The sequence below is a fragment of the Perspicuibacillus lycopersici genome (genome assembly GCF_025660475.1).
GTDB classification, from domain to species: domain Bacteria; phylum Bacillota; class Bacilli; order Bacillales; family Caldibacillaceae; genus Perspicuibacillus; species Perspicuibacillus lycopersici.
Genome location: NZ_JAOUSF010000002.1, coordinates 656483 through 678572 on the forward strand (window position 1 = coordinate 656483; position 22090 = coordinate 678572).

The following is a 22090-nucleotide window of genomic DNA, read 5'->3' on the forward strand; positions in this document are numbered from 1 at the left end:
GCATCCATTCGGACGAGCGGCGAGGCTAGCTACAGCTCCCAGCAACTAGCAAGCTCACCAGCCCTCCATGCGATAAGTCAACATCGGTTCGTAAACTCACCCACCGTGTTTCCTTTATCTCCTGCGGATTTGCCCCCGCCTGTACGTAGCTAAACAGTCGCCTTTGCTTTTCACTGAGTCTCTGTGTATTCAGTATGCTCAGTAGTTCATTTAATATTTCTAATCTTATGTAATAACAACAATCCTTTAAAATTCAACCTAGAAAAAGGTTGGCCCTCAAAGCGAGAGCCAACCAATGTTTCGATATCCCTATCTCATGAACTAACAACAACCCTTTAGAAACCTGCCTAATCGTTTTTACGATTAAGCCAAGCTTTGTGCTGCTGTAATTAATGCTAATTTATATACATCTTCTTCATCACAGCCACGGGATAAATCGTTCACAGGGGCATTTAAGCCTTGCAAAATCGGACCAACTGCTTCAAAGTTTCCTAAACGTTGTGCAATTTTGTATCCAATATTTCCTGCTTCTAGGCTAGGGAAAATAAATACATTTGCATCACCTTTAATAACGGAATCTGGAGCTTTTTTCTCTGCAACTGATGGTACGAAAGAAGCATCAAATTGGAATTCTCCATCAATTACTAGATCGCTATTTAATTCCTTCGCAAGCTTTACAGCCTCTGCTACTTTTTCCGTTTCAGGTGATTTGGCAGAACCTTTAGTAGAGAAGCTTAACATTGCAATACGTGGGTCAATATCAAACATTTTTGCAGTTTTTTCACTTTCTACTGCAATCTCCGCTAAGTCTTGTGCATCTAGTGTAATATTGATTGCACAGTCAGCAAATACATATCTTTCTTCTCCACGAACCATAATGAATGCACCGGAAGTTTTCTTCACGCCTTGTTTTGTTTTAATAATTTGTAATGCAGGTCTAACCGTATCAGCTGTAGAATGTGCTGCACCACTAACAAGACCATCTGCTTTATGTAAATAAACAAGCATTGTACCGAAGTAGTTTACGTCTTTTAATAATTGACGTGCTTGTTCTTCTGTAGCTTTTCCTTTACGACGTTCGACAAATTTTTCAACAAGTACATCGAATTCTGCATAATCTTCTGGATCAAGAATTTCAATTCCGTCTAAAGATACGCCTACTTCTTGCCCTTTTTGTTGAACTTCATTTACGTTACCGATTAGGATTGGTTTTACCACTTGCTCTGAAGCTAATCTAGATGCAGCTTTTACGATTCGCTCATCTGTACCTTCAGGAAAAACAATGCTTAAACCTTTTCCTGTAACTTTCTCTTTTACAGCAGAAAATAAATCCATTTTTATATCCTCCTTAACTTCATTCCCTATTAGCATACTATTTGTGAAAAAAAATGCAAGGTCTCAACATTTTGTTACCGTTTTCTCTGAAAGATTATTTTTTTTCAGGATTAGACAGTTTATTTTTCGTCTTCTTTATAAAAACTATCCATAGAATTCACCAAATTGTAAGAATCTGCTTTGAGGAAATTTGCTCATCGATTATGTTATAGTAATGGTATGAAAAGTTATTGAATTTAAGGAGTGGAATATAAATGAGTGAAGCTGTACAAACATTAGATGGTTGGTATTGTTTGCATGATTTCCGTACAATCGACTGGTCATCCTGGAAAATGTTATCGGAAAATGAAAGACAAGCTGCTATCGAAGAATTTGAAGCAATTTTAAATAAATGGGCATTTGTTGAAGAAGAGCAAAAAGGTAGTCATGCCTTCTATTCTATCGTTGGTCAAAAGGCTGACTTAATGGTAATGGTTTTACGCCCTACAATGGATGAGCTATCAGAAGTAGAAACTGAATTAAATAAAACAACATTCGCAGAGTATCTTATTCCTAGTTATTCCTATGTGTCTGTTGTCGAATTAAGTAGCTATTTAGCAAAAGGCGATGGCAGTGATCCATACGAAAATCCGTATGTACGTGCAAGATTATATCCAACACTTCCGAAAACTCCATATGTTTGTTTCTATCCTATGGACAAGCGCCGTTCAGGTAATGACAATTGGTATATGCTACCAATGGAAGAACGTCGCGATTTAATGAAGAGCCACGGATTAATTGGTCGTTCTTATGCAGGAAAGGTAAAACAAATCATTACCGGATCTGTTGGTTTTGATGATTATGAGTGGGGTGTTACATTGTTCGCAGATGATGTCCTACAATTTAAGAAATTAGTGTATGAAATGCGTTTTGATGAAGTTAGTGCCCGATATGGCGAATTCGGATCATTTTTTGTAGGAAATCTATTAGATAATGAACGGTTAGAAAAATTGTTGCATGTAAAATAAGTGTACTTACGTGAAAAAGGCTAATTCTTATAGGAATTAGCCTTTTTCACGTAATTTTCTTCTTTTTCTACCTCTCCGTTAATTCCCCTTGCTTTTTTGGCATATCAGAACAGGATATACATATATATAAAATGACATAAGCCTAAATTTACAATGCCTAGTAAAAATGCTGAACCTTGCCCAACCCTTCAACATACATTAAGGATTAGAGTCTAACCTTTTTGGAATGGGGGGGAAAGTGTGGCGGTTATTGCATTTAACGAGGCTGACGTTAACCTACTTGCTAGGTTAATCCGAGCAGAAGCTGAAGGAGAAGGCGATCTCGGAATGCTCATGGTTGGAAATGTGGGGGTGAATCGAGTTCGAGGCAAATGCTTAGACTTTAAAGATGTCACCAATATTAGACAAATGGTTTTTCAAAGCCCAGGTGGATTTGAAGCAACTCAAAAAGGCTACTTTTACCAGGGTGCACGGGAAAACGAAAGAAGATTAGCCAGACGTGTACTTAGAGGAGAAAGATTCCATCCAGCTACTAATTCCTTATGGTTTTTTGAACCGAGCGGCAATTGTCCTGCTCAATGGTACAATCAGTGGAATGTTGGACGTTATAAATCACACTGCTTCTATGCACCATCACAGTCTGATTGCCCTACTGTATTTTAATAGTTGTGGCGGAAAATGGTAGTGGGTGCTTGTTAATTAAAATGTTGGGATGAAATTTTGCGTTTTTTATGTTTGGAAGTTCTTTTAAAAAACATAGAGAAATATTTTATTGAGAGTGAAGAACCTACATCTAGAAAAAATGGGGAGGATTTATTCATGAGTACAAATAATGGAAACCAATTTACAGGTTACTACCGCCAAAGTGGGTATCCTTATCAATCCGCAACGAATCAAGTACCAGCGTATATGCAGCCTGCTGTACAAGGGAATGGATTTGCGCAAACTGCACAAGGTGGCTTTGCACAAATGTATCCGCAAATGCCTTCTGGGATGACAGTACAAACACCTGGAGCAGGAACATCTGGTCCACAAGTTCCCGGCATGTTACCAGTGGAACAATCCTATATTGAAAATATTTTACGACTAAATAAAGGAAAGCTTGCAACGGTCTATATGGCATTTGAAGGCAGCAACGAATGGAATTCTAAAGTTTTCCGCGGTGTTGTGGAAGCAGCTGGTCGTGACCATTTGATTTTAAGTGATCCAGAAACAGGATATCGCTACTTATTACCAATGGTATACTTCAACTATGCTGTTTTCGAGGAAGAACTAGAGTATGATTATCCGTTTGGAGTCCCTCAAGCAACAACATATGCACCACGCTAATCACACGAAAGCAAGCTCAAACTTTAATTAAGAAAATAAAGAAACCTCGTCCAATTGTTTTGATTGACGGACGAGGTTTTTCCTTTAAAAAAGTTTCACTGATCCAATCATTAACAGTAGCCATGCCACCAAGAAGCAAACGCCCCCTATTGGTGTAATTGCCCCTAGTACTTTAATACCAGTTGTACTTAGAACGAATAAACTTCCGGAAAATAGAATGACACCGACAAACATTAACCATCCGGACCAATTAAGTAACGAACTCCCTGGAAATTTATTCATTAATATACCGATGACTAATAATGCGCCGGCATGAAGCATTTGATAGGTAACACCTGTTTGCCATGTTTCTATATATTTAGCATCGATTCTTCCTTCTAAAATATGTGCACCAAATGCACCAAAAGCAACAGATAAAAATCCATACAAGGCACCTAAAAATAAGAAAATATTCATTTAATCCTCTCCATCTCCATGTTTTATCACGCACTTCCTTCATTAAAGTGCTTTCTATCTATTAAAAATCAAATAATGAATCGCCATTTGCGCCATCTTCCATCACAATTTTCTTTTCTGACAATGTTGTGGTTGACGGAATGACGGTCGTTGACTGTATAGGCATTTGTGGTTGGAACTTTTGAATCGGAATTTCCTTATGTATGCTCGCGGAGCTATTCGTTTCCTCTAATAGAACTTCACACAATGTTTTTATCGATTGAACCTGTTCTCGAATTCTAGCAGCTGAATCGGACACCTTCGCCTCGTTAAGCTTTTCTTCCATTTTTTTTAATATTGCTTCGTACGATATTTGCATAGCACACACCTTTTCTATTCTACATTCTTAGTGTAATGATTGTTAGGAAGGAGGATGTATTTTCCCAGTTTGCTGTTTAGTATTATGAATAAATAATATATCACACTGTTTACTATAACAAACAGCTGATAAAACCAATCCATTACATTTTCTTCAGACAATCTTATTTTACAAAAAATAAATTAAATTAGCGAATAAGGAAGCTATTTTTCCATAGAAAAAATCCCAATCATGATTATATGATTAGGATTGCTTACAAAAGCATTTATTCCTCTTCTTGAAATTCTATCGTAACTTTATATCCTAACGTTCCCATAAATTTATCAAGCACTACTTTCGCTTGCTGTTCTGCCGATTCGAGGAGACCTTGCTCTGTTGCTTCATTTATAATTTGATTGGAAGCAAGCTCTGCAATTGCATAGCCTTCCTCTATCGATGCCTCTCCACGTAATAAGCCTTCAGAAGAATAAATTTGTGCCTCATCGAAGTATAGAGACGGCTGTTGAAGTATTTCTGCACTTGGTAGTGTTAAATGGATGGTTTTCGTTTCTTCATTTACGGAAATATCCTTTTCGGTTAGCATCGACAAATCTACCCCTGCAATTACTTCACCAGGGATAATGACAAGTGTTGTTCTTTTTGTTCCCGGGATATTCATATCAATTTTATTTCCGAACAATGCATTATCCTCTTGTTCTACGACCGCCTTCATGTATGCCTTAGACGTTGCAAGCGAGGATAGATCTTGTATTTGTTCTGCAAAGCTAGAAACGGTGTTTACAACCGTCCCCTCATGACTAAATATCGAACGGATAAAAAAGAAAGCCGCTATGATAAAAAGGAAAATAAATAACAGTATGATACCAGTAAACATCGTTCGTGCCTTCAATCGAAAAACTGGCAGACGTCTTTTGGAGGATTGGTCCACAGCTAATGTAGTTGCTGTCTCTGATTTTGCTGCATTCAGTTCCTCTAGCATTTTCTTTATTTCATCTAGTTTTTTTTCTTCATGTGATGGAACCATTTACTACCCCCCTAACAGAAAAAATAAAAATACTCTATTCCTTTTCAATAGAATCTATTTATTTATACGATTGGCTATTGCATTTGGTTTCATTGTAGCAAATGAGAGTGCTTGATTCATTCATAAATATTTGGAAGAAACATAGAAATTGAAAAGCTAACCAATACTATATAGGTTAGCTAATCATGATCGACTCCTTCGTATTCCCACTCCATATTTTTCCCATAGAAAATCTCATTCATTTCTCTTTGTAATTGGCCAGTGATGGTTTCAATTTCTTCCTCACTTAATTTATCCTTTTCTAAATTAAATAGATAATTATCTAAATCAAAATTTTTTAGCTTACATTTTGTATGGAAAATATTATGTTGGTAAACATTGATATCAATTAAATCATATAGCTCCTTCACTTCGTCTGGAATGTAATTTTGAATGGAGTTGATTTCATGATCAATAAACAATTTATGCCCCGTAATATCTCGCGTAAAGCCACGGACACGATAATCAATACTCATAATATCGGTATCAAATGAATGAATAAGGTAATTTAGTGCTTTTAATGGAGAAATTTCCCCACAGGTTGAAACATCGATATCTGCCCGAAAGGTACTTATCCCTTCATGTGGGTGATATTCTGGATATGTATGAACGGTAATATGGCTTTTATCTAATTGAATGACGACTGAATCTGGAAGTGGTCCTGGTGATTCTTCAAAATGCTCGGTTGGTACTTCAACAACCGGTCCTTCAGATACTAATATTGTTACACTTGCCCCTTGTGGTACATAATCTTGCTTGGCAATATTTAATACATGGGCACCTATTATTTCGGATACATGTGTTAATATTTGCGTTAGTCGATCGGCATTGTATTGCTCGTCAATATAAGCAATATATGCTTCACGATCTTCCTTTGTTTTTGTATAGCAAATATCATACATATTGAAGCTTAATGTTTTTGTTAAGTTATTAAAGCCATGAAGCTGAATAATTTTTTCTGGTGTTAAAGACAATGATTATTCCCCCTAAACATAGGTTGAGTTACCTGTTCTCGGTTCATACGACGCTGGACAGTCGCCTCCGCTTTTCTTTGTCCAGCTTCGGCTGACTCGCGCCTAGTGAACTTCGCCTATTCTTCGTACGATAAGTCAACATCAGCTCGTTCCTCGCTGTGTTTCCTATATCTCCTGCGAATTGGCTCCAGTTCATACGGCGCTGGACAGTCGCCTCCGCTTTTCTATTACTATTTCCTTTTTTTATAGAATTATTAATTGAGCGGGATGATTGTACTTTTGAATTTTATTGCTATAATGAAGGTACTTAATGATTGAATTTTAAATCATAATAAATAATTGTTTTTTTTTATAGATAGGAGGATGTTTTATGAGTATGAAAAAGACGTTGACTCTTGCGGGTTCTGATACGAGTGGTGGTGCTGGGATTCAGGCGGATTTGAAGACCTTCCAGGAACATGGTGTTTATGGAATGACTGCATTAACTTCCATCGTAGCAATGGACCCTAATGATAATTGGCACCATAATGTTTTTGCTATTGAAGGGAATGCTGTCGACAAACAATTGGAATGTGCATTTTCTGTAGGCTTAGATGCAATGAAAACTGGTATGCTTGGTTCTGTTGAAATTGTTGAACTAGGTGCTAAATATATTGACCAATACGGTTTAAAAAATGTTGTCATTGACCCTGTAATGGTATGTAAAGGGGAAGATGAAGTATTATTGCCAGAAACAGTAGATGCTGCGCGTGAGTTGCTTTTACCAAGAGCGCTTGTAACAACACCTAATCTTTTTGAAGCATGGCAATTATCACAGCTCGGTCCAATAAAAACAATTGATGATATGAAAAAAGCTGCTGCGAAAATTCACGAGCTTGGTGCGAAAAATGTCGTGATTAAAGGTGGTAAACAATTACAGCATGATAAAGCTGTCGACCTTTTCTATGATGGAAAAGAATTCGTCCTTCTTGAAACAGACAAAATTGATACTACTTATAATCATGGTGCGGGTTGTTCCTTTGCTGCAGCGATTACAGCAAATTTGGCAAATGGGGAAACCGTTTATGATGCAGTTGTTCATGCAAAAGAATTTGTTGCAGCTGCAATACAACACGGTTGGAAATTAAACGAATTTGTTGGCCCAGTAATGCATGGTGCGTATAACAAATATCCTAACGAAAGACCTGTTGTAACTCCTGTCAAAGGATAATTGGAACAATCAATGTCCCTAAGGCTTTTGCCTAGGGGCATTTTTTCGTTTGCACCCCTTTTTTTGCATAAGGAGTTCTAGAATTATGCATTTTCCAACTTTTTTTAGTAAAATATCCTTATATTAGTTAGGAGGTTCGGATTTCATGCAACCAATCGAAAAACAAAAGGTGCAAGAATTACTGAAACAATTTGTTAACCAGGATTTATATATTCATTTAGAAACAACGAACGGGGCATATGCTACCCATCGTGACGCATCCTTCTTTAATGCTGGAGCTTTTATTCGAAATGCAAAAATTCGCTATGAAATAGGAACAATTGCTGGGGATGGTCCATTTCGTGTAGGTTTAAAAATGGATAGCGGTTGGGTTTATGGCGAAGGATTAACCCATTTTGAATTAGATGAAAAGGGACGACTGCTAATGGCAGGACTTGATCACCAAGGTAGACTTGCCATTGCCTTTGAGCTTAGCAAAACACCATTTGAATAAATATTTTCTGCTTAACCGGTAATTACATAATGAAGGGAGTTTTTTTACATGATTGAATCGGAAAGACATGTACTTGTTATTTTTCCACATCCAGATGATGAAGCATTCGGAGTATCTGGTACGATTGCTACTTTAATTAAAAACGGTACACCCGTAACATATGCCTGCTTAACATTAGGCCAAATGGGGCGCAATTTAGGGAATCCTCCTTTTGCCACAAGGGAAACTCTTCCGTTAATCCGGAAAAAGGAATTACAGGATGCTGCTGCCGCAATGGGGATAAAGGATTTACGAATGCTAGGATTCCATGATAAAACAGTAGAATTTGAAGATGAGGAAAAATTAGCAGACCTTTTTTCCGAAATGATTGCAGAATTAAATCCGTCACTTGTGATTACTTTTTATCCCGGCTACTCTGTTCATCCTGATCATGAAGCTACTGGCCGTGCAGTTATTCGTTCGATAGGGCGCTTAGATAAGTCTGTTCGTCCGAAAGTACATTGTGTTGCTTTCTCTAATAATTGTGAAGAAGAATTAGGTAAGCCTGATATTGTCCACGACATTAGTGCAGTTGCTGAACAAAAACTGGCTACTATGAGGGCACATCGCTCACAAACTGCATTATTCATGGAGGATATGGAAAACCGTGCAGCTGCAAAGGATCCAGAAACTTTGGATCGTCTCCATTTTGAACGTTTTTGGACATATCAATGGAATGATTAATCTACAAAAAATGGATATGGTTGGAAAGTACGGAAGTTAATTTTAATTAGTTTTCAATATGAATTAGTATACCTATTCGCACCGTTTAAAGTAGGAATTTGTAAAGAAGAGTAGGAAAAAGCAGGGGAGGTGTATAATGAGTAACTTGATTTTTATAGCTTTTACAATTCACACGTACATTGATGATGACGGTACAGGAAATCATTTTGACCCCCAGACTATAACGAAAAATTTACAGGTAATACCATTTAGCTCGCAATCATATAATCCTGATGGATACCCTAGGTCAGGCATAATAGATAACCCCTATTGTTCGTCTTGGATTTATAGGAATGGGGGCTACTATGAATCAAGTTACAATGAAGTATCGGAGATGTTTGTATTAGATGAATTATTTATACAGTTGAAAACCTCATTATTTACACCTGAGAAAAAATTTTTCCTAAAAGAAATCATAGAAGCGTATGATGCGCATTGTTATTTAGATGTTTACACCTTTAATGTGGGGGATTATATCAATAATGTAACTATCCCTGCTGATCTAATAGCCGCTATAACAAATATAAATGCTGATATATCTATTCATACACATAGTAAAGATTTGCTACATTATAAGGCGCATCAACATAGGAATTTATTTAAATTTTAATTAATATATCCACATAGTATAAAACAACATTTCTAGTTTATAAACATGAAAATGGCGTGCCAAACTGCCTTCAGTTTGCACGCCATTTTCATTACCCTTTGGTATGTACCTCAAAACAGGGACCATTTACTATTGAATTGAGGCTTTCTTTACATGAATTATATTTATTGGTTCAATTAGATATGTTTTTTACGAAACAAGTTTTATCTAATTAGTTTATGGTAAATTCCCCTATTTGATTAGGCTGAAGAGATATTGTAAAATTTTTAACTTAAACCAAAACAAAGTTTCTACTGAAATAAAGTTTATCTTGGAATATACTATTATCTGTAGGTTACAGCGTTAATCTATAGTAACATACCGAGAGCTTAAGAATGAACAATATGAAACTACATTGGAGAGTCCTAAATGAAAAAGAAAATGAACTATTTTATTTTACTTTTAACGACCATCTTTATTGTTGGTTGTACCAACGTAGAAGATCCATCCGTTACAGATGTAAAAACAGATTCGCAAGAAGTAACTACAGTTGATGAAAAAAAACAAAAAGAGGAAACTGCGACTACGGATGTTGATGAACAAGCAGAAGAGGAAACTCCAACGCAATCAAATGATGAACTTTTCTCAGGCTATACACGTATTGAAGTTGATGGCGGTGATCTGTCTGGATATCGCGAACCTAACGTCGTCGTCGACATTGGTTATGGGGACCGTGAATATTGGGCATTTACGAATGAATATGGGCAACTAGTACGTGTAATTGCTGACGAAATCATTCTACAGGATGATAGTAACGAACCTGTATTATCGTCTGGCAGATACTATTCGGATGAGGCAAAAGTCCCTGGCGTCGAAAGTGATGTTTTAGATGAAGGACATATCATTGCAGATTCTCTCGGAGGGGTATCGAATGCTTATAATATTACCCCACAGGATAGTACACTTAACCGACATGGTGATCAAGCTTATATGGAAGAAGTGATCCGTAGCGCTGGTGGAGCTTCTAATTTTGAAGCAATTATTACCTATCCAAATACGGAAACGCAGATTCCTTCAAGCTATCAGTACACCTATACTTTAAACGGTAACGAAATAGTTGATACATTTGACAATGTAAACCCTGATGAAGTAAATTCATCACTCGGTTTAACAGATAGCAATCCTTCCGATTCATCTAATTCAAACACAAACGGTGATATTTCTAGTATTGATACAAACGGTAATGGAAAGGTGACGATTAAAGAAGCAAAGGCAGCCGGTTTTAGTATGCCAATAACAAGCGACCATTGGTTATACCCCTATATGGATGATCGGGATAATGACGGTATGGTAGGGGAGTAAGCCCCCGTTTTAAATTAAGTAAAACAAATGAAGGCGTTGATCTAATATGGATTAATGCCTTCTTTCATATTACTTTTTGAAAATTCTATACTATGTTATGATGTTGTAAGGAAAGAATTAGACTATAAAAGGAGTGCTGAAAAATATGGAATACATAACACTTAATAATGGGTTAAAAATGCCAATTGTAGGTACAGGTACTAATACTTATGGAAAAGAAAATAACGAGTATAACGGAGCGTTAACAAATGAAATTCCTGAACTCGTATCAGCGCTTGAGCTGGGATACCGATCAATAGACGCAGCCATCATTTATAGAAACGAAGAACTTGTCGGAAGAGTTTTAGCAGAAAGCAAAGTGCCTCGAGAAGAGTTATTTATTACAACAAAAGTTCCAGCTAGCGAAGAATATATTTCTTCAAAAGAGGCTACTCGCGCAGCTATCGATAACAGTCTGAAAAATTTCCAAACAGACTATCTTGATCTGCTTCTTATTCATTTTCCTATCGAAGACAAAGTACAACTTAAGAACACTTGGGAAGTATTTGAAGAATATTACGAAGCGGGAAAATTAAAAGCAATCGGTGTTTCAAACTTTGGAAAAAATCAACTAGATGAACTAAAAGAATTTGCTAAAGTGAAACCTGCGGTTAATCAAATACAAATTAACTTAAAAGAACGTAACAACGATCTCCTTTCTGTATTACAAGATGAGGGTATAACACCTGTTGCATGGGGACCTATGAAAGCCGATGCTCATCAAAAAGAAGTATTAGATGAAATTGGTAAAGCCTATAATAAATCTGGTGCACAAGTCTTATTAAAATACCAAATTGAGCGCGGTGTAGTTGTTATTCCTAAATCACACAACCGTGAAAATCAAGCCGCTAATCTAGATCTTTTCGATTTCAAATTAACTGCAGAAGATGTGGAAAAAATTAATAGCTTATAATTAAATTCATCCTTTCCTAGTGATATGAATAATGTCGCTAGGATTTTATTTTTTCAATGGCAATTTAGTTTGTGATTCACATTCTGGAATGGGCAAATTTAGTTGAATAGCGATAAACAGGGGAAACTGCTGGTACTTTCATCCATCAATAGGATTTTGCTTGGTTTTTTTGCTCACTTTCCTTTTGATGTCCACTATCAATAGGATTTCACTGCTTTTTATTGCTTACTTTCCTGTTGAAGCCCTCTATCAATAGGTTTTTGCTTCTCTTTTTTGCTCACTTTCCTTTTGATGTCCACTATCAATAGGTTTTTGCTTGGTTTTCTTGCTCACTTTCCTTTTGAAGCCCTCTATCAATAGGATTTTGCTTCTCTTTTTTGCTCACTTTCCTGTTGATGTACACTATCAATAGGATTTTACTTCTCTTTTTTGCCCACTTTCCTTTTGATGTCCACTATCAATAGGATTTCACTGCTTTTTATTGTTCACTTTCCTGTTGACGACCTCCATCAATAGGATTTTGCTTGCTTTTTTTGCTCACTTTCCTGTTGACCACCCCCATCAATAGGATTTTGCTTGGTTTTCTAGCTCACTTTCCTTTTGATGTCCACTATCAATAGGATTTCACTGCTTTTTATTGCTTACTTTCCTGTTGAAGCCCTCTATCAATAGGATTTCACTGCTTTTTCTTGTTCACTTTCCTGTTGACCACCCCCATCAATAGGATTTTGCTTGGTTTTCTAGCTCACTTTCCTTTTGATGTCCACTATCAATAGGATTTCACTGCTTTTTATTGCTCACTTTCCTTTTGATGTCCACTATCAATAGGATTTCACTGTATTTTATTGTTCACTTTCCTCTTGATGACCCCTATCAATAGGATTTTGCGTAACTTTTTTTCTCACTTTCCTCTTGATGACCCCTATCAATAGGATTTCACTGCTTTTTATCATTCACTTTCCTGTTGACCACACCTATCAATCGATTTTTGCTTCTCTTTTTTTAATCACTTTCCAACAAAAATACGTGCATTAACAAAGAGCCTGGAATACCAAGCTTTTCGTTGAGTGTTAATTATATTTTCCCCTTCGACATCCTTTATAAATTACAAAATTCCATATTTTTATAAAATTTCATGGTAAGATAGTTGTACCAATACAGTTTCGGAGAATAGACGGAGGGGGTACTATGAAATTGAAAAGTGTCGATCGTTTAAAGGAATTGGAGATTACGTTAGCTTCTGAAAATGATGCAGCACAAATAACCGAGCTGCTGAAAGATACTGCGCGATGGATTCAGGAAAAGGAGATCGATCAATGGAGGTTTCTCTTAAATGGCGGAGAGGATGAAGAAATTAAAGCTGCTATTAAACAAGAGGAAACATTTCTTATAACCGACAAAGGAAATGCGACAGCAACCTTTACCCTATATTACACGCAAAACGAGTGGGACCAGTATGTTTGGGGAAATCATTCAAATGATGCCGTTTACCTCCACCGCCTCGCCGTTACTCGTTCACTTATCGGCACCAATTTAGGGAAAGACATTTTGCATTGGGTGATACAGTACTTAGCGGATAAAGGAAAACTGTACTTGAGACTAGACTGTGTGGAAAATAATGAAAAGTTAAATCAATTTTATCAAATATGCGGTTTCGAAAAAGTTGGAAGCAGTCATGACCATTCTTTATACGAACAACCGCTCCAACGAAAATCATTCGAATAAGTTTTACGAAAATCTATAAAGAAAGAGGAAACCAATGGGGAATAGAGAAAAAACACTTAAAATTAGACCGATAAATAAACGGGATTTACCAAGATTATGGGAATTAGCATTTAAGGATGCAGCTCCAGAATGGAAAAAATGGGATGCCCCCTATTTCGAGCATAAAGCATTACCATATGATACGTTTTTAGAAATATCGCCACGGTTCGTCGAGCAAGATAGCTTCTGGGCAGTTGAACTAAATGGTGAGCTGATTGGAACGGTAAGCTATTATTGGGAACACGAACCATCCCGTTGGCTAGAGATGGGCATTGTCCTTCATGAAGCGGCAAACTGGAGCAAGGGCATCGGAACCCGCGTGTTACGTTTGTGGATTAATCACCTATTTCAAACAATGCCACTCGTTCGGGTTGGGTACACTACTTGGTCGGGTAATAAGCGCATGATTCGAGTCGGAGAAAAGCTTGGGATGACGATGGAGGCAAGAATTCGCAAGGTTCGATATTATAATGGTGAATATTATGATTCGATCCGAATGGGATTGCTTCGTGAAGAATGGGAGACGAACGAACTCTTTACTGGTACTGACCTAGAAGAATCGTTGAATAGTAGTAACTAACAGATGATGAAAATATTTTAAAATCCTAAAAGCAAGCACATTTTTTGTGCATCGCCTTTAGGATTATTTTATTTATAACTAATATTTTCTAAGTCCAATAATTAGTCGACAGTAACTGCAATACTCTTAATCTTTAAAGATGGTGAACCGATGTAGCCATATCCACCCATCGGTGAAAATTTTAAGTCGCTGCCTACTTCTTCTACGTCTCGAAGAACCTCAAAAAAGTTTCCTGCAATCGTCATCAGGTTCGTTGCTCCTTCAATTTTTCCTTCTTTCACATAGTAGCCGTATGCCATAAGAGAGAAATCACCAGAAATTTGATTTGCGCCAGAATGCAAGCCTGCTAATTCTGTAATAATAATCCCTTCTTCTAAACTACTGTATAGCTGTTCATAGGAAGATTCCGCAGGTTCTATATAAAAGTTTGATGGTGTTACCCCCACTGTTCCTTTGTAGGAGGACTTATACCCGTGTCCAGTAGATTCTACCCCGTCTTTCTTTGCTGTTTTTAAGTTATAAAAATACGAGTTTAGCTTTCCGTTTTCTACTACGGTCAATTTTTTCGTTGGTACACCCTCTGAATCAAATGTCGAGCTCTTTATTCCTTCTGGTAAAAATGGATCATCTAATAACGTAACCTTATCAGAAGCAATCGTTTCTCCTAGCTTTCCTTTTAACAAGGATTGCCCTTTTTGAACTGCCTCAGCTGAGAATGATGGAGCGAAAACTGCTAGCAGTGATGCAACTGCCGTATTTTTTAAAATCACGGGATATTTTTTATTTGGATAGGTTTTTCCGCCTAAATAGCTTAATGCTTCTTCAACCGCAGTTTTAGCAATTTCATCAGCATTAAGAGAAGTAAAGTCCTTCGTTAATTTTATACACATTCCGTTTTTGATTTCTTCTCCTTCTTTCACTAGCGCAGAAACTGCGACAAAAAGAAAGTTATTTTGGTCAGATAACGCTAAGCCCTTATTGTTAAACAATGCTTTTTCAGATGACTCATCTTGAATTACCGCAAAGTCTACTTGATCCACTCGTGGGTCATATGCAAGCACCTTCTTCTCTACATCTTTTAAGAAAGCAATCTTGTCTTCAGCAGATACTTCTGTAAGTGCAGGTGAAAAGAAATTAACCTCTTCATACTTCGCATTGCCTGCAAACAATTCCTCTGGGTCATCTTCTATTAGTTGTGCGTTTTCTTTTGCATTTTCTAGTAAAAATTTAATTGAATCCTCATCAAGCTTTTCTGTATAGGCATACCCCATTTTTCCATTGTAAAGCCCTCGAACGGATACTCCACCAACAGTAGATGATTCGTATCCATCAATTTCCCCTTTAAAAATTTGACAAGAAAAATTACTAGATTTCTCATAATATAGCTCGATATCAGAAAATCCGAGTTTTTCTCCTTCTATAAATAATTGATCGCGAAATTTTACTAATTCCATTATTATGCCTCCCTTCCACCGACTGTGATTTCACTTACCCGAATCATAGGCTGACCAACGTTAACAGGAATGCTTCCACTAGATGCTCCACACATACCAGCACCATGACCTAAATTATTCCCAACCATGTCGATTAATTGAATAGTTTTTGCACCATTACCAATTAATGTCGCTCCACGTAATGGTTTATCTATTTTGCCATTTTTCACGAGGTATGCCTCATTGATAGCAAAATTATAATCACCAGTTGCAGGATTTACAGAACCACCACCCATATATTTGGCATAAATTCCATGCTCCGTATTGGCAATGATTTCTTCAGGACTCGATTTTCCTGGTGCAATATACGTATTGGTCATCCGTGAAGTTGGTGCGAATCGATACGATTCTCTACGTCCGGAACCTGTAGATTCTTCTCCCATTCGTCTACCATTAAATTTATCAATCATATAACCTTTTAAAATACCATTTTCAATTAAAACATTCTTTCTCGCTTTTTCTCCCTCATCATCAATATTGATCGAACCCCATTCATTTTGAATTGTTCCATCATCAATATAGGTAACAAGATCGGATGCTACCTTTTGCCCAACTTTATTGGCGAATACGGAGTTATTTTTTGCAACTGCAGCGGCTTCCAAGCCATGTCCACAGGCTTCGTGGAAGATTACCCCACCGAATTCATTATCAATGACAACTGGGAATTTTCCGCTCGGTGCAAAATCTGCATTCAACATTGTAACGGCAATTCTAGCTGCCTCTTTGGCATAGTGGTTAAGATCAAGGTTTTCAATAAATTCAAATCCTTGTAGTGCACCAGGGCCATAGAAGCCTGTTTGCATATCAGAGCCGTTTGAAGCTACTGCCTGTAATGCTAAACGACTATGTACCCGTTTATCCTCTACAAATTTACCTTCTGAATTTGCAATTAACACATTTTGTTCTTCATCTACTAAGCGAATAATTGCTTGGGCAATCGCTGGATCATAATTGGTTATGATTTCATTTGCCTTTCGTAGCACTTGTAGCTTCCGAGTTTTTTCTACACTATTAGGCATTAATTCTGTTGGATGTAAGTTATGTACGATTTCTTTTTCTAAAGGTAAAACAACCGTTTCTTGAGCATTTGTCCCTTGAATCGCTTGGGCAGCCGTTTTTGCTGCTTTAAGCAATCCATCTCTTGAAAAATCATTGGTATATGCATAAACACTTTGTAAGCCTTTAAACACACGGATTCCGACACCGAAGTCACGTCCGGAAACGCTCTTTTCTAATCGACCACCCTGCAAAATCATACTATTGTTAAAGCGATCTTCGACAAATACTTCCGAAAAATCTCCACCTGTTGTTAGCGCAGCGGCTAAAACATCTTCTATTAGTGACTTATTTAGCATATTGTCCCTCCTATTTTCTGACTAGTTTTAAAAAACATATTATTATTATACTTCAATTATTCAGTTATGCACACGTTTTTTGAATGATTCAACATCAGACCTCAGACTGATTTTTTTCTTAAGCTTTGCAAATGAATAATTGAATGAAAGGCTAATAAAAATATCCCATCGTCCCCTTTACTATTCACAAAAAAAGGATGCCTAGTATTTCTACTTAAGCATCCCTTTGATTATTTTTCTGTTTTTTGAAATTACTTATTCCACCATTTCAGACAATACATATTGATAGATTAGTTTTTCTGTATTTTCGATTGATGTCACATGTGTACGCTCAAATGCATGCGAGGAATCAATTCCTGGCCCGATAAGACCATGGACAATATCAAAGCCACTACGGATAGCAGCAGAAGCGTCTGAACCGTAATATGGATAAATATCTAGCTTATATCCAATGTTATGCTTGTTCGCTAATTCTACAAGATGCTTCCGCAATTTATAATTGTATGGACCGCTAGCATCCTTCACACAAATGGAAACAGTATATTCATCAGTAGATTGGCCATCACCCATTGCTCCCATATCCACTGCTAAGTATTCAATCGTTTCCGGTGTAATGTTAGAGTTACCACCATAGCCGATTTCTTCATTATTAGAAATTAAAAAATGGGTAGTATATGGTAATTGCACACCAGTTGTAACTACATGCTCAATTAATTTCATCAAGACTCCGACACTTGCCTTATCATCTAAATGGCGAGACTTAATATAGCCATTTTCGGTTACTTGTACGCGTGGATCAAGAGAAACAAAATCTCCCACCTCAATACCAAGTGCACGGACCTCATCTGCACTATGCACTTTCTCATCAATACGAACTTCTATATTTTGTTGATTTCTTTCCGCTGTTTTCGCATCTTTATACACATGCACCGATTGCTGATGCATTAAAATTGTTCCTGTGTATACTTTTCCTGAGGAAGTTTCGATTTGACAATATTCCCCTTCAATCGCATTCCAAGCATACCCACCAATTAAATCTAAGCGTAGTCGTCCATTACTTTTTACCTCTTTCACCATTGCACCTAATGTATCTACATGCGCGGTAAGCATCCGGTGCTTCGAATCATCTGCACCTTTCAAGGTTGCGATTAAACCACCTTTACGATTTCTATAGGTGTCTACTCCTAAATTTCGAAAAAATTGTTCTACAAAGGTAATTACTTTTTCGGTATTTCCACTCGGACTAGGAATGGAAACTAATTTTTGGATAATTTCAATGGTTGCTTGGCTATTCGGATATGCCATTATGTATTTCCCCTTCCACTCATTTAGATATTTTTACCTTACTCTTATTAAAACATATTTATCCGACATTATTGATAGAAAATTATTTTCTTTACAAAAGAAGATTTTCTAGTGAATATCTTTTGAATTTTTTACCAACCTATTACTTGCAAAAACAAATAGACAATGTAATAAAAATACAATAAAATGTATAAAGCGAAAAAATATAAGTTTTTTAGTTTTTGGAAGGAGTCCTTATGAAACAAAATTTTTCAGTCACTGCTATATGTAAATTTATCATTCCTTCACTTATCGGAATTATAATATTCATGTTACCGATATCTATTAACGGAAATGTCACAATACCTATTGCTATCTTCTCTAATTGGTTACAAACATTGCTTTATGGATATACCCCCGCAATCATGCTTGTCATCATTTCGATCACTTTTCTCGGAACATTGATAACAAAAGTTTGGAAGCCTGCCTTTATTTTAAACTTTCCTTTTTGGAATAGCTTATTTAATGTAGCACCGGCATGGTTTATCATTCGTACCTTTGGATTTTTATTTGCAACTGTGACAATTTTCCAGTGGGGACCAGAAGCGATATCGTCAGAAAATACCGGCGGCCTGTTATTAGGGAAGGAAGGGTTATTATCCGTGCTTTTCTCCGTATTTTTATTTGCCGGACTATTTATGCCATTACTCCTTAACTTTGGTTTATTAGATTTTTTTGGAGCGTTGTTAATAAAAATTATGCGCCCACTATTTAAACTTCCTGGCCGTTCCTCCATTGATGCGATTGCTTCCTGGCTTGGGGATGGTACGATCGGGGTACTTTTAACGAGTAAGCAATATGAGGACGGCTTTTACACAAAAAAGGAAGCAGCTATTGTTGGAACAACCTTTTCTATTGTATCGATCACCTTTAGTTTAGTCGTAATTAATACCGTTCATTTAGAAAATCTATTTGTTCCATTTTATTTAACGGTTACCTTTGCTGGCTTAGTAGCAGCAATTATTATGCCACGGATACCGCCACTTTCTAAAAAACCTAATACGTATTATGGGGAAAAGGAAGCAGCGACGACGGAAGTGATTCCTCCGGGCTTTACCCCTGTACAATGGGGATTTACACAAGCAGTAAAACAAGCAGACAAAAATACGAGCATTCCAGCCTTTTTTCTCGACGGCTTGAAAAATGTTCTCGATATGTGGTTAGGTGTAGCACCTGTTGTTATGGCGATTGGCACCATTGGCTTAATGCTGGCAGAATATACGCCAATATTTCAGTGGTTAGGAACTCCGTTTATCCCTTTATTAGAATTAATGCAGATTCCTGAAGCACAGGCTGCGTCTGAAACGATTCTTATCGGTTTTACGGATATGCTCCTTCCTTCCATTATTGCAAGTGGCATCGAAAGTGACATGACCCGCTTTGTTATTGCAGCACTTTCTGTTACTCAATTGATTTATTTATCAGAAGTTGGCGGATTATTACTAGGCTCGAAAATACCGTTGAAATTCTTCGATCTAGTATTAATTTTTTTAGAACGGACGATCATCACATTACCGATTATTGTAATTGTGGCACATTTTCTTTTCTAACAGTGCCAACCATATACATTTATGAGCGTAGTGTGCATTTTCCTAGTTTCCTGCCTAGATGGACAAATGTGTAATTCATTCTACCGATTTATGGTAGTAGCGACAACAAACATAAAAAAGGCTGAACCGTTGATGCGGCTCAGCCTTTTTTATGATAGATTATTTTTTCACTTCAACTAATTTCTCTACAAGTTTATCTTCTAATTTATCTAATTGTTTTTTATCAGCCATAATTTCTTCTTTATTCTTTTTAATTAAGTCTTCAAAAACTGTTTTTCTTTTTCTCATGTTCTTCACCACCTTAAATTGGAATTTTTTAAAATCTATTTATAATCGATTATTAGCAACGAAAAAACCTTTACCTTAATTGGCAAAGGTCTACACACAATAAGAGACCTTTACCTCACGGGTAAAGGTCTCGCTAACAACAAATTAGTTGCCAACAAAGCCGGGAAAATTATTATCTCCGAATTGACGACTTTGTTGTAAAAGCTACTCCCCTTTAGGAGAACGTTTCAATTAAGTAATTTAAATATAATCAAAACTTAGGCGTTTGTCAATTACAATTACTGGTAGCAAGCAATTCTACTACTCATATGAAAACATTCGAAAGAAGTTAACCTAGTAATGCTATAGCAAGTGGAATTAATAATACAACTATTAAGAAAATCCATCCTAACGGTCTTGCCATGTTCATGGTCCAGCCACTTCCAAATCGTTTTTCAACAAATGTTCCTGGGTCCTCAGGATTAAAGTAGAAGACTCCTAGCTTCCAATAGCGATCATCATCCCGGTTGATTTTTTCTCCATTCTTTCCTGTCGCGACCTTTACCCGACTTCCTCCTTGCCCTGTTAGGATCGTCAATACGATAGCTCCAATAACAATTGCGCCAATAGGAAGAAATACGAGCGTTAATAATAACGAAGAATCGACTGTCACTACAAAGGTCAATTGCGCAAAAGAGAACAAAGCGACTATTAATGTTCCAGATATTATCGTAAACAAGGACCAACGTCTGCGGAAAATAAGATTTTGCTTCATAGATTCCGTTGGATTTGCAGGATCAATTTGCTGCTTGCTGGAGGAAATAATGAAATTAGTAAAGAAAAATAATCCTGTCATAAAGAGCTGTATTAACGGGAACATCAGTAATGTCCCTACCGATTTCTCTGACCAATCGGTAACGTTTCCTTGCAAATCATAGTGCATTGGTAATCGTTCTGGAAATTTATCATAAAAGATAAAGGTAAGCAGTACTGTTCCAAGCATAAGTAATAGTGGTAGAAGGAACCAACGATTGGAATACGTCTTTTTTTGTTTATTGAAGCTTGTATCCATCACCATTGCTTGCGGCAACGTATCATGCCATCTTTTTTCCGCCTTTAATTTTTTCATCTGATTATGAAAATAAAGATAGACGAAAAAAGAACCAATGAGATAAGTAAATATCGTGACTGTAAAAATAATTGCCCATACATTCTCCGCTACGAAGGAATACGGTACAAGCATAATAATCATGAAAACTACACCGATTACACTCGTGAGTAACGCATATTTTTTTCGAAAGTGTGCAAATGTTTCATTATGATACATTTCAGCTGGAATGGATATACCAAAGCTTTCTGTTTTTCTCGTTATATATGGAGTTATTGCTGTAATAATGATAGTAGGTACAAATATCAATAATAATAAAAGGACATTCATTTTTGATCGCCTCCCGTTAATAGTTGGTGATACAATTCTTTACTTATTTTTAGAAATTCTTCTACCTTCATTCCCCGACAGATTGCTTCACTTATTAATGGCTGTAAGCTTTCGGTAAGATTTTTTAAATATTCCTTGTTGAGCTCTGGCATGGAATCCGGATTAATAACAACACCTTTTTGACGGTGAATATGAATAAAACCATCCTGCTTTAGTAACTGGTATGCCTTATTAATAGTATGCATATTAACGCCTAAATCTGCTGCCATCGTTCGAACAGACGGCAACGCTTCACCGGGTAGTAATTGCTTAGAGGCAATTCCTTCAATAATCTTGTTTCGTAGTTGTATATAAAGCGGTGATTCCGATTGTAAATCTAGTGAAATGATCATCGTACCAATCCTTTGTT

23 protein-coding genes are annotated in these 22090 nt (G+C 36.8%); 12 read left to right on the forward strand and 11 right to left on the reverse strand.

What is annotated here, in order from left to right:
* Positions 1–363 precede the first annotated feature (363 nt).
* Positions 364–1335: a phosphate acetyltransferase gene (gene pta / locus OEV98_RS07230; RefSeq protein ID WP_263072556.1), complete on the reverse strand. Its 972-nt coding sequence runs from the start codon at positions 1333–1335 to the stop codon at positions 364–366.
* Between the two features lie 254 nt (positions 1336–1589).
* Between pta and hemQ the strand changes: the two genes are divergently transcribed.
* The 3 genes from hemQ (at position 1590) to gerQ (ending at position 3671) form a co-directional block, all read left to right on the forward strand.
* Complete coding sequence (hemQ, locus tag OEV98_RS07235) at positions 1590–2342, forward strand: hydrogen peroxide-dependent heme synthase (RefSeq protein WP_263072557.1); 753 nt, start codon at positions 1590–1592, stop codon at positions 2340–2342.
* Between the two features lie 240 nt (positions 2343–2582).
* Positions 2583–3005, forward strand: a complete 423-nt coding sequence (locus OEV98_RS07240; RefSeq protein WP_263072558.1) for a cell wall hydrolase — start codon at positions 2583–2585, stop codon at positions 3003–3005.
* Between the two features lie 156 nt (positions 3006–3161).
* Positions 3162–3671 carry a spore coat protein GerQ gene (gene gerQ, locus OEV98_RS07245; protein WP_263072559.1) on the forward strand — a complete coding sequence of 170 codons (510 nt, stop codon included), beginning with the start codon at positions 3162–3164 and terminating at the stop codon, positions 3669–3671.
* A gap of 84 nt (positions 3672–3755) precedes the next feature.
* Here the strand turns inward: gerQ and OEV98_RS07250 are convergent, their stop codons facing one another.
* From OEV98_RS07250 to speD, 4 genes are all read right to left on the reverse strand, one after another.
* Positions 3756–4127 (reverse strand): DUF423 domain-containing protein, encoded by a 372-nt coding sequence (locus tag OEV98_RS07250; RefSeq protein ID WP_263072560.1) that lies wholly within the window; start codon positions 4125–4127, stop codon positions 3756–3758.
* 61 nt (positions 4128–4188) lie between these two features.
* Entirely contained in the window at positions 4189–4485 is a 297-nt protein-coding gene (locus tag OEV98_RS07255) for a YwdI family protein (RefSeq protein ID WP_263072561.1), read from the reverse strand.
* A gap of 265 nt (positions 4486–4750) precedes the next feature.
* Entirely contained in the window at positions 4751–5509 is a 759-nt protein-coding gene (locus tag OEV98_RS07260; RefSeq protein ID WP_263072562.1) for a DUF4230 domain-containing protein, read from the reverse strand.
* Between the two features lie 179 nt (positions 5510–5688).
* Positions 5689–6522 (reverse strand): adenosylmethionine decarboxylase, encoded by an 834-nt coding sequence (gene speD, locus OEV98_RS07265; protein ID WP_263072563.1) that lies wholly within the window; start codon positions 6520–6522, stop codon positions 5689–5691.
* Positions 6523–6892: 370 nt separating this feature from the next.
* Here speD and pdxK point away from each other — a divergent pair, with 370 nt between their 5' ends.
* The 8 genes from pdxK to OEV98_RS07305 all read left to right on the forward strand — a co-directional run bounded on the left by pdxK (position 6893) and on the right by OEV98_RS07305 (position 14234).
* Positions 6893–7732, forward strand: coding sequence for a pyridoxine/pyridoxal/pyridoxamine kinase (pdxK, locus tag OEV98_RS07270; protein ID WP_263072564.1), 840 nt, complete (start codon positions 6893–6895; stop codon positions 7730–7732).
* Positions 7733–7877: 145 nt separating this feature from the next.
* The gene (locus OEV98_RS07275) at positions 7878–8225 is read left to right on the forward strand and encodes a YojF family protein (RefSeq protein WP_263072565.1); all 348 of its coding nucleotides are present in this window, start codon (positions 7878–7880) and stop codon (positions 8223–8225) included.
* Between the two features lie 51 nt (positions 8226–8276).
* Positions 8277–8948 carry a bacillithiol biosynthesis deacetylase BshB2 gene (bshB2, locus tag OEV98_RS07280; protein ID WP_263072726.1) on the forward strand — a complete coding sequence of 224 codons (672 nt, stop codon included), beginning with the start codon at positions 8277–8279 and terminating at the stop codon, positions 8946–8948.
* A gap of 136 nt (positions 8949–9084) precedes the next feature.
* Entirely contained in the window at positions 9085–9597 is a 513-nt protein-coding gene (locus OEV98_RS07285; protein WP_263072566.1) for a DUF4279 domain-containing protein, read from the forward strand.
* A 408-nt stretch (positions 9598–10005) separates the two neighbouring features.
* Entirely contained in the window at positions 10006–10938 is a 933-nt protein-coding gene (locus OEV98_RS07290) for a DNA/RNA non-specific endonuclease (protein WP_263072567.1), read from the forward strand.
* A gap of 145 nt (positions 10939–11083) precedes the next feature.
* The gene (locus OEV98_RS07295; protein ID WP_263072568.1) at positions 11084–11890 is read left to right on the forward strand and encodes an aldo/keto reductase; all 807 of its coding nucleotides are present in this window, start codon (positions 11084–11086) and stop codon (positions 11888–11890) included.
* Positions 11891–13078: 1188 nt separating this feature from the next.
* On the forward strand, positions 13079–13615 hold the full coding sequence (locus OEV98_RS07300; RefSeq protein WP_263072569.1) for a GNAT family N-acetyltransferase: 537 nt from the start codon (positions 13079–13081) through the stop codon (positions 13613–13615).
* Positions 13616–13649: 34 nt separating this feature from the next.
* Positions 13650–14234: a GNAT family N-acetyltransferase gene (locus tag OEV98_RS07305; protein ID WP_263072570.1), complete on the forward strand. Its 585-nt coding sequence runs from the start codon at positions 13650–13652 to the stop codon at positions 14232–14234.
* Between the two features lie 101 nt (positions 14235–14335).
* Here OEV98_RS07305 and OEV98_RS07310 read toward each other — a convergent pair whose 3' ends face one another.
* The 3 genes from OEV98_RS07310 to OEV98_RS07320 all read right to left on the reverse strand — a co-directional run bounded on the left by OEV98_RS07310 (position 14336) and on the right by OEV98_RS07320 (position 18387).
* Entirely contained in the window at positions 14336–15688 is a 1353-nt protein-coding gene (locus OEV98_RS07310; protein ID WP_263072571.1) for a TldD/PmbA family protein, read from the reverse strand.
* Between the two features lie 2 nt (positions 15689–15690).
* Entirely contained in the window at positions 15691–17082 is a 1392-nt protein-coding gene (locus OEV98_RS07315) for a TldD/PmbA family protein (RefSeq protein WP_263072572.1), read from the reverse strand.
* Positions 17083–17337: 255 nt separating this feature from the next.
* Positions 17338–18387 (reverse strand): M42 family metallopeptidase, encoded by a 1050-nt coding sequence (locus tag OEV98_RS07320; protein WP_263072573.1) that lies wholly within the window; start codon positions 18385–18387, stop codon positions 17338–17340.
* A gap of 236 nt (positions 18388–18623) precedes the next feature.
* On the opposite strand from OEV98_RS07320, the gene OEV98_RS07325 reads away from it, so the two are divergent.
* Positions 18624–19976 (forward strand): YjiH family protein, encoded by a 1353-nt coding sequence (locus OEV98_RS07325; protein WP_263072574.1) that lies wholly within the window; start codon positions 18624–18626, stop codon positions 19974–19976.
* A gap of 159 nt (positions 19977–20135) precedes the next feature.
* Here OEV98_RS07325 and OEV98_RS07330 read toward each other — a convergent pair whose 3' ends face one another.
* From OEV98_RS07330 to OEV98_RS07340, 3 genes are all read right to left on the reverse strand, one after another.
* Entirely contained in the window at positions 20136–20264 is a 129-nt protein-coding gene (locus OEV98_RS07330; protein WP_263072575.1) for an FbpB family small basic protein, read from the reverse strand.
* Between the two features lie 328 nt (positions 20265–20592).
* Complete coding sequence (locus tag OEV98_RS07335) at positions 20593–21681, reverse strand: DUF1648 domain-containing protein (RefSeq protein ID WP_263072576.1); 1089 nt, start codon at positions 21679–21681, stop codon at positions 20593–20595.
* Entirely contained in the window at positions 21678–22073 is a 396-nt protein-coding gene (locus OEV98_RS07340) for a GntR family transcriptional regulator (protein WP_263072577.1), read from the reverse strand. The genes OEV98_RS07335 and OEV98_RS07340 overlap by 4 nt, the downstream gene beginning before the upstream one ends.
* Positions 22074–22090: the final 17 nt, after the last annotated feature.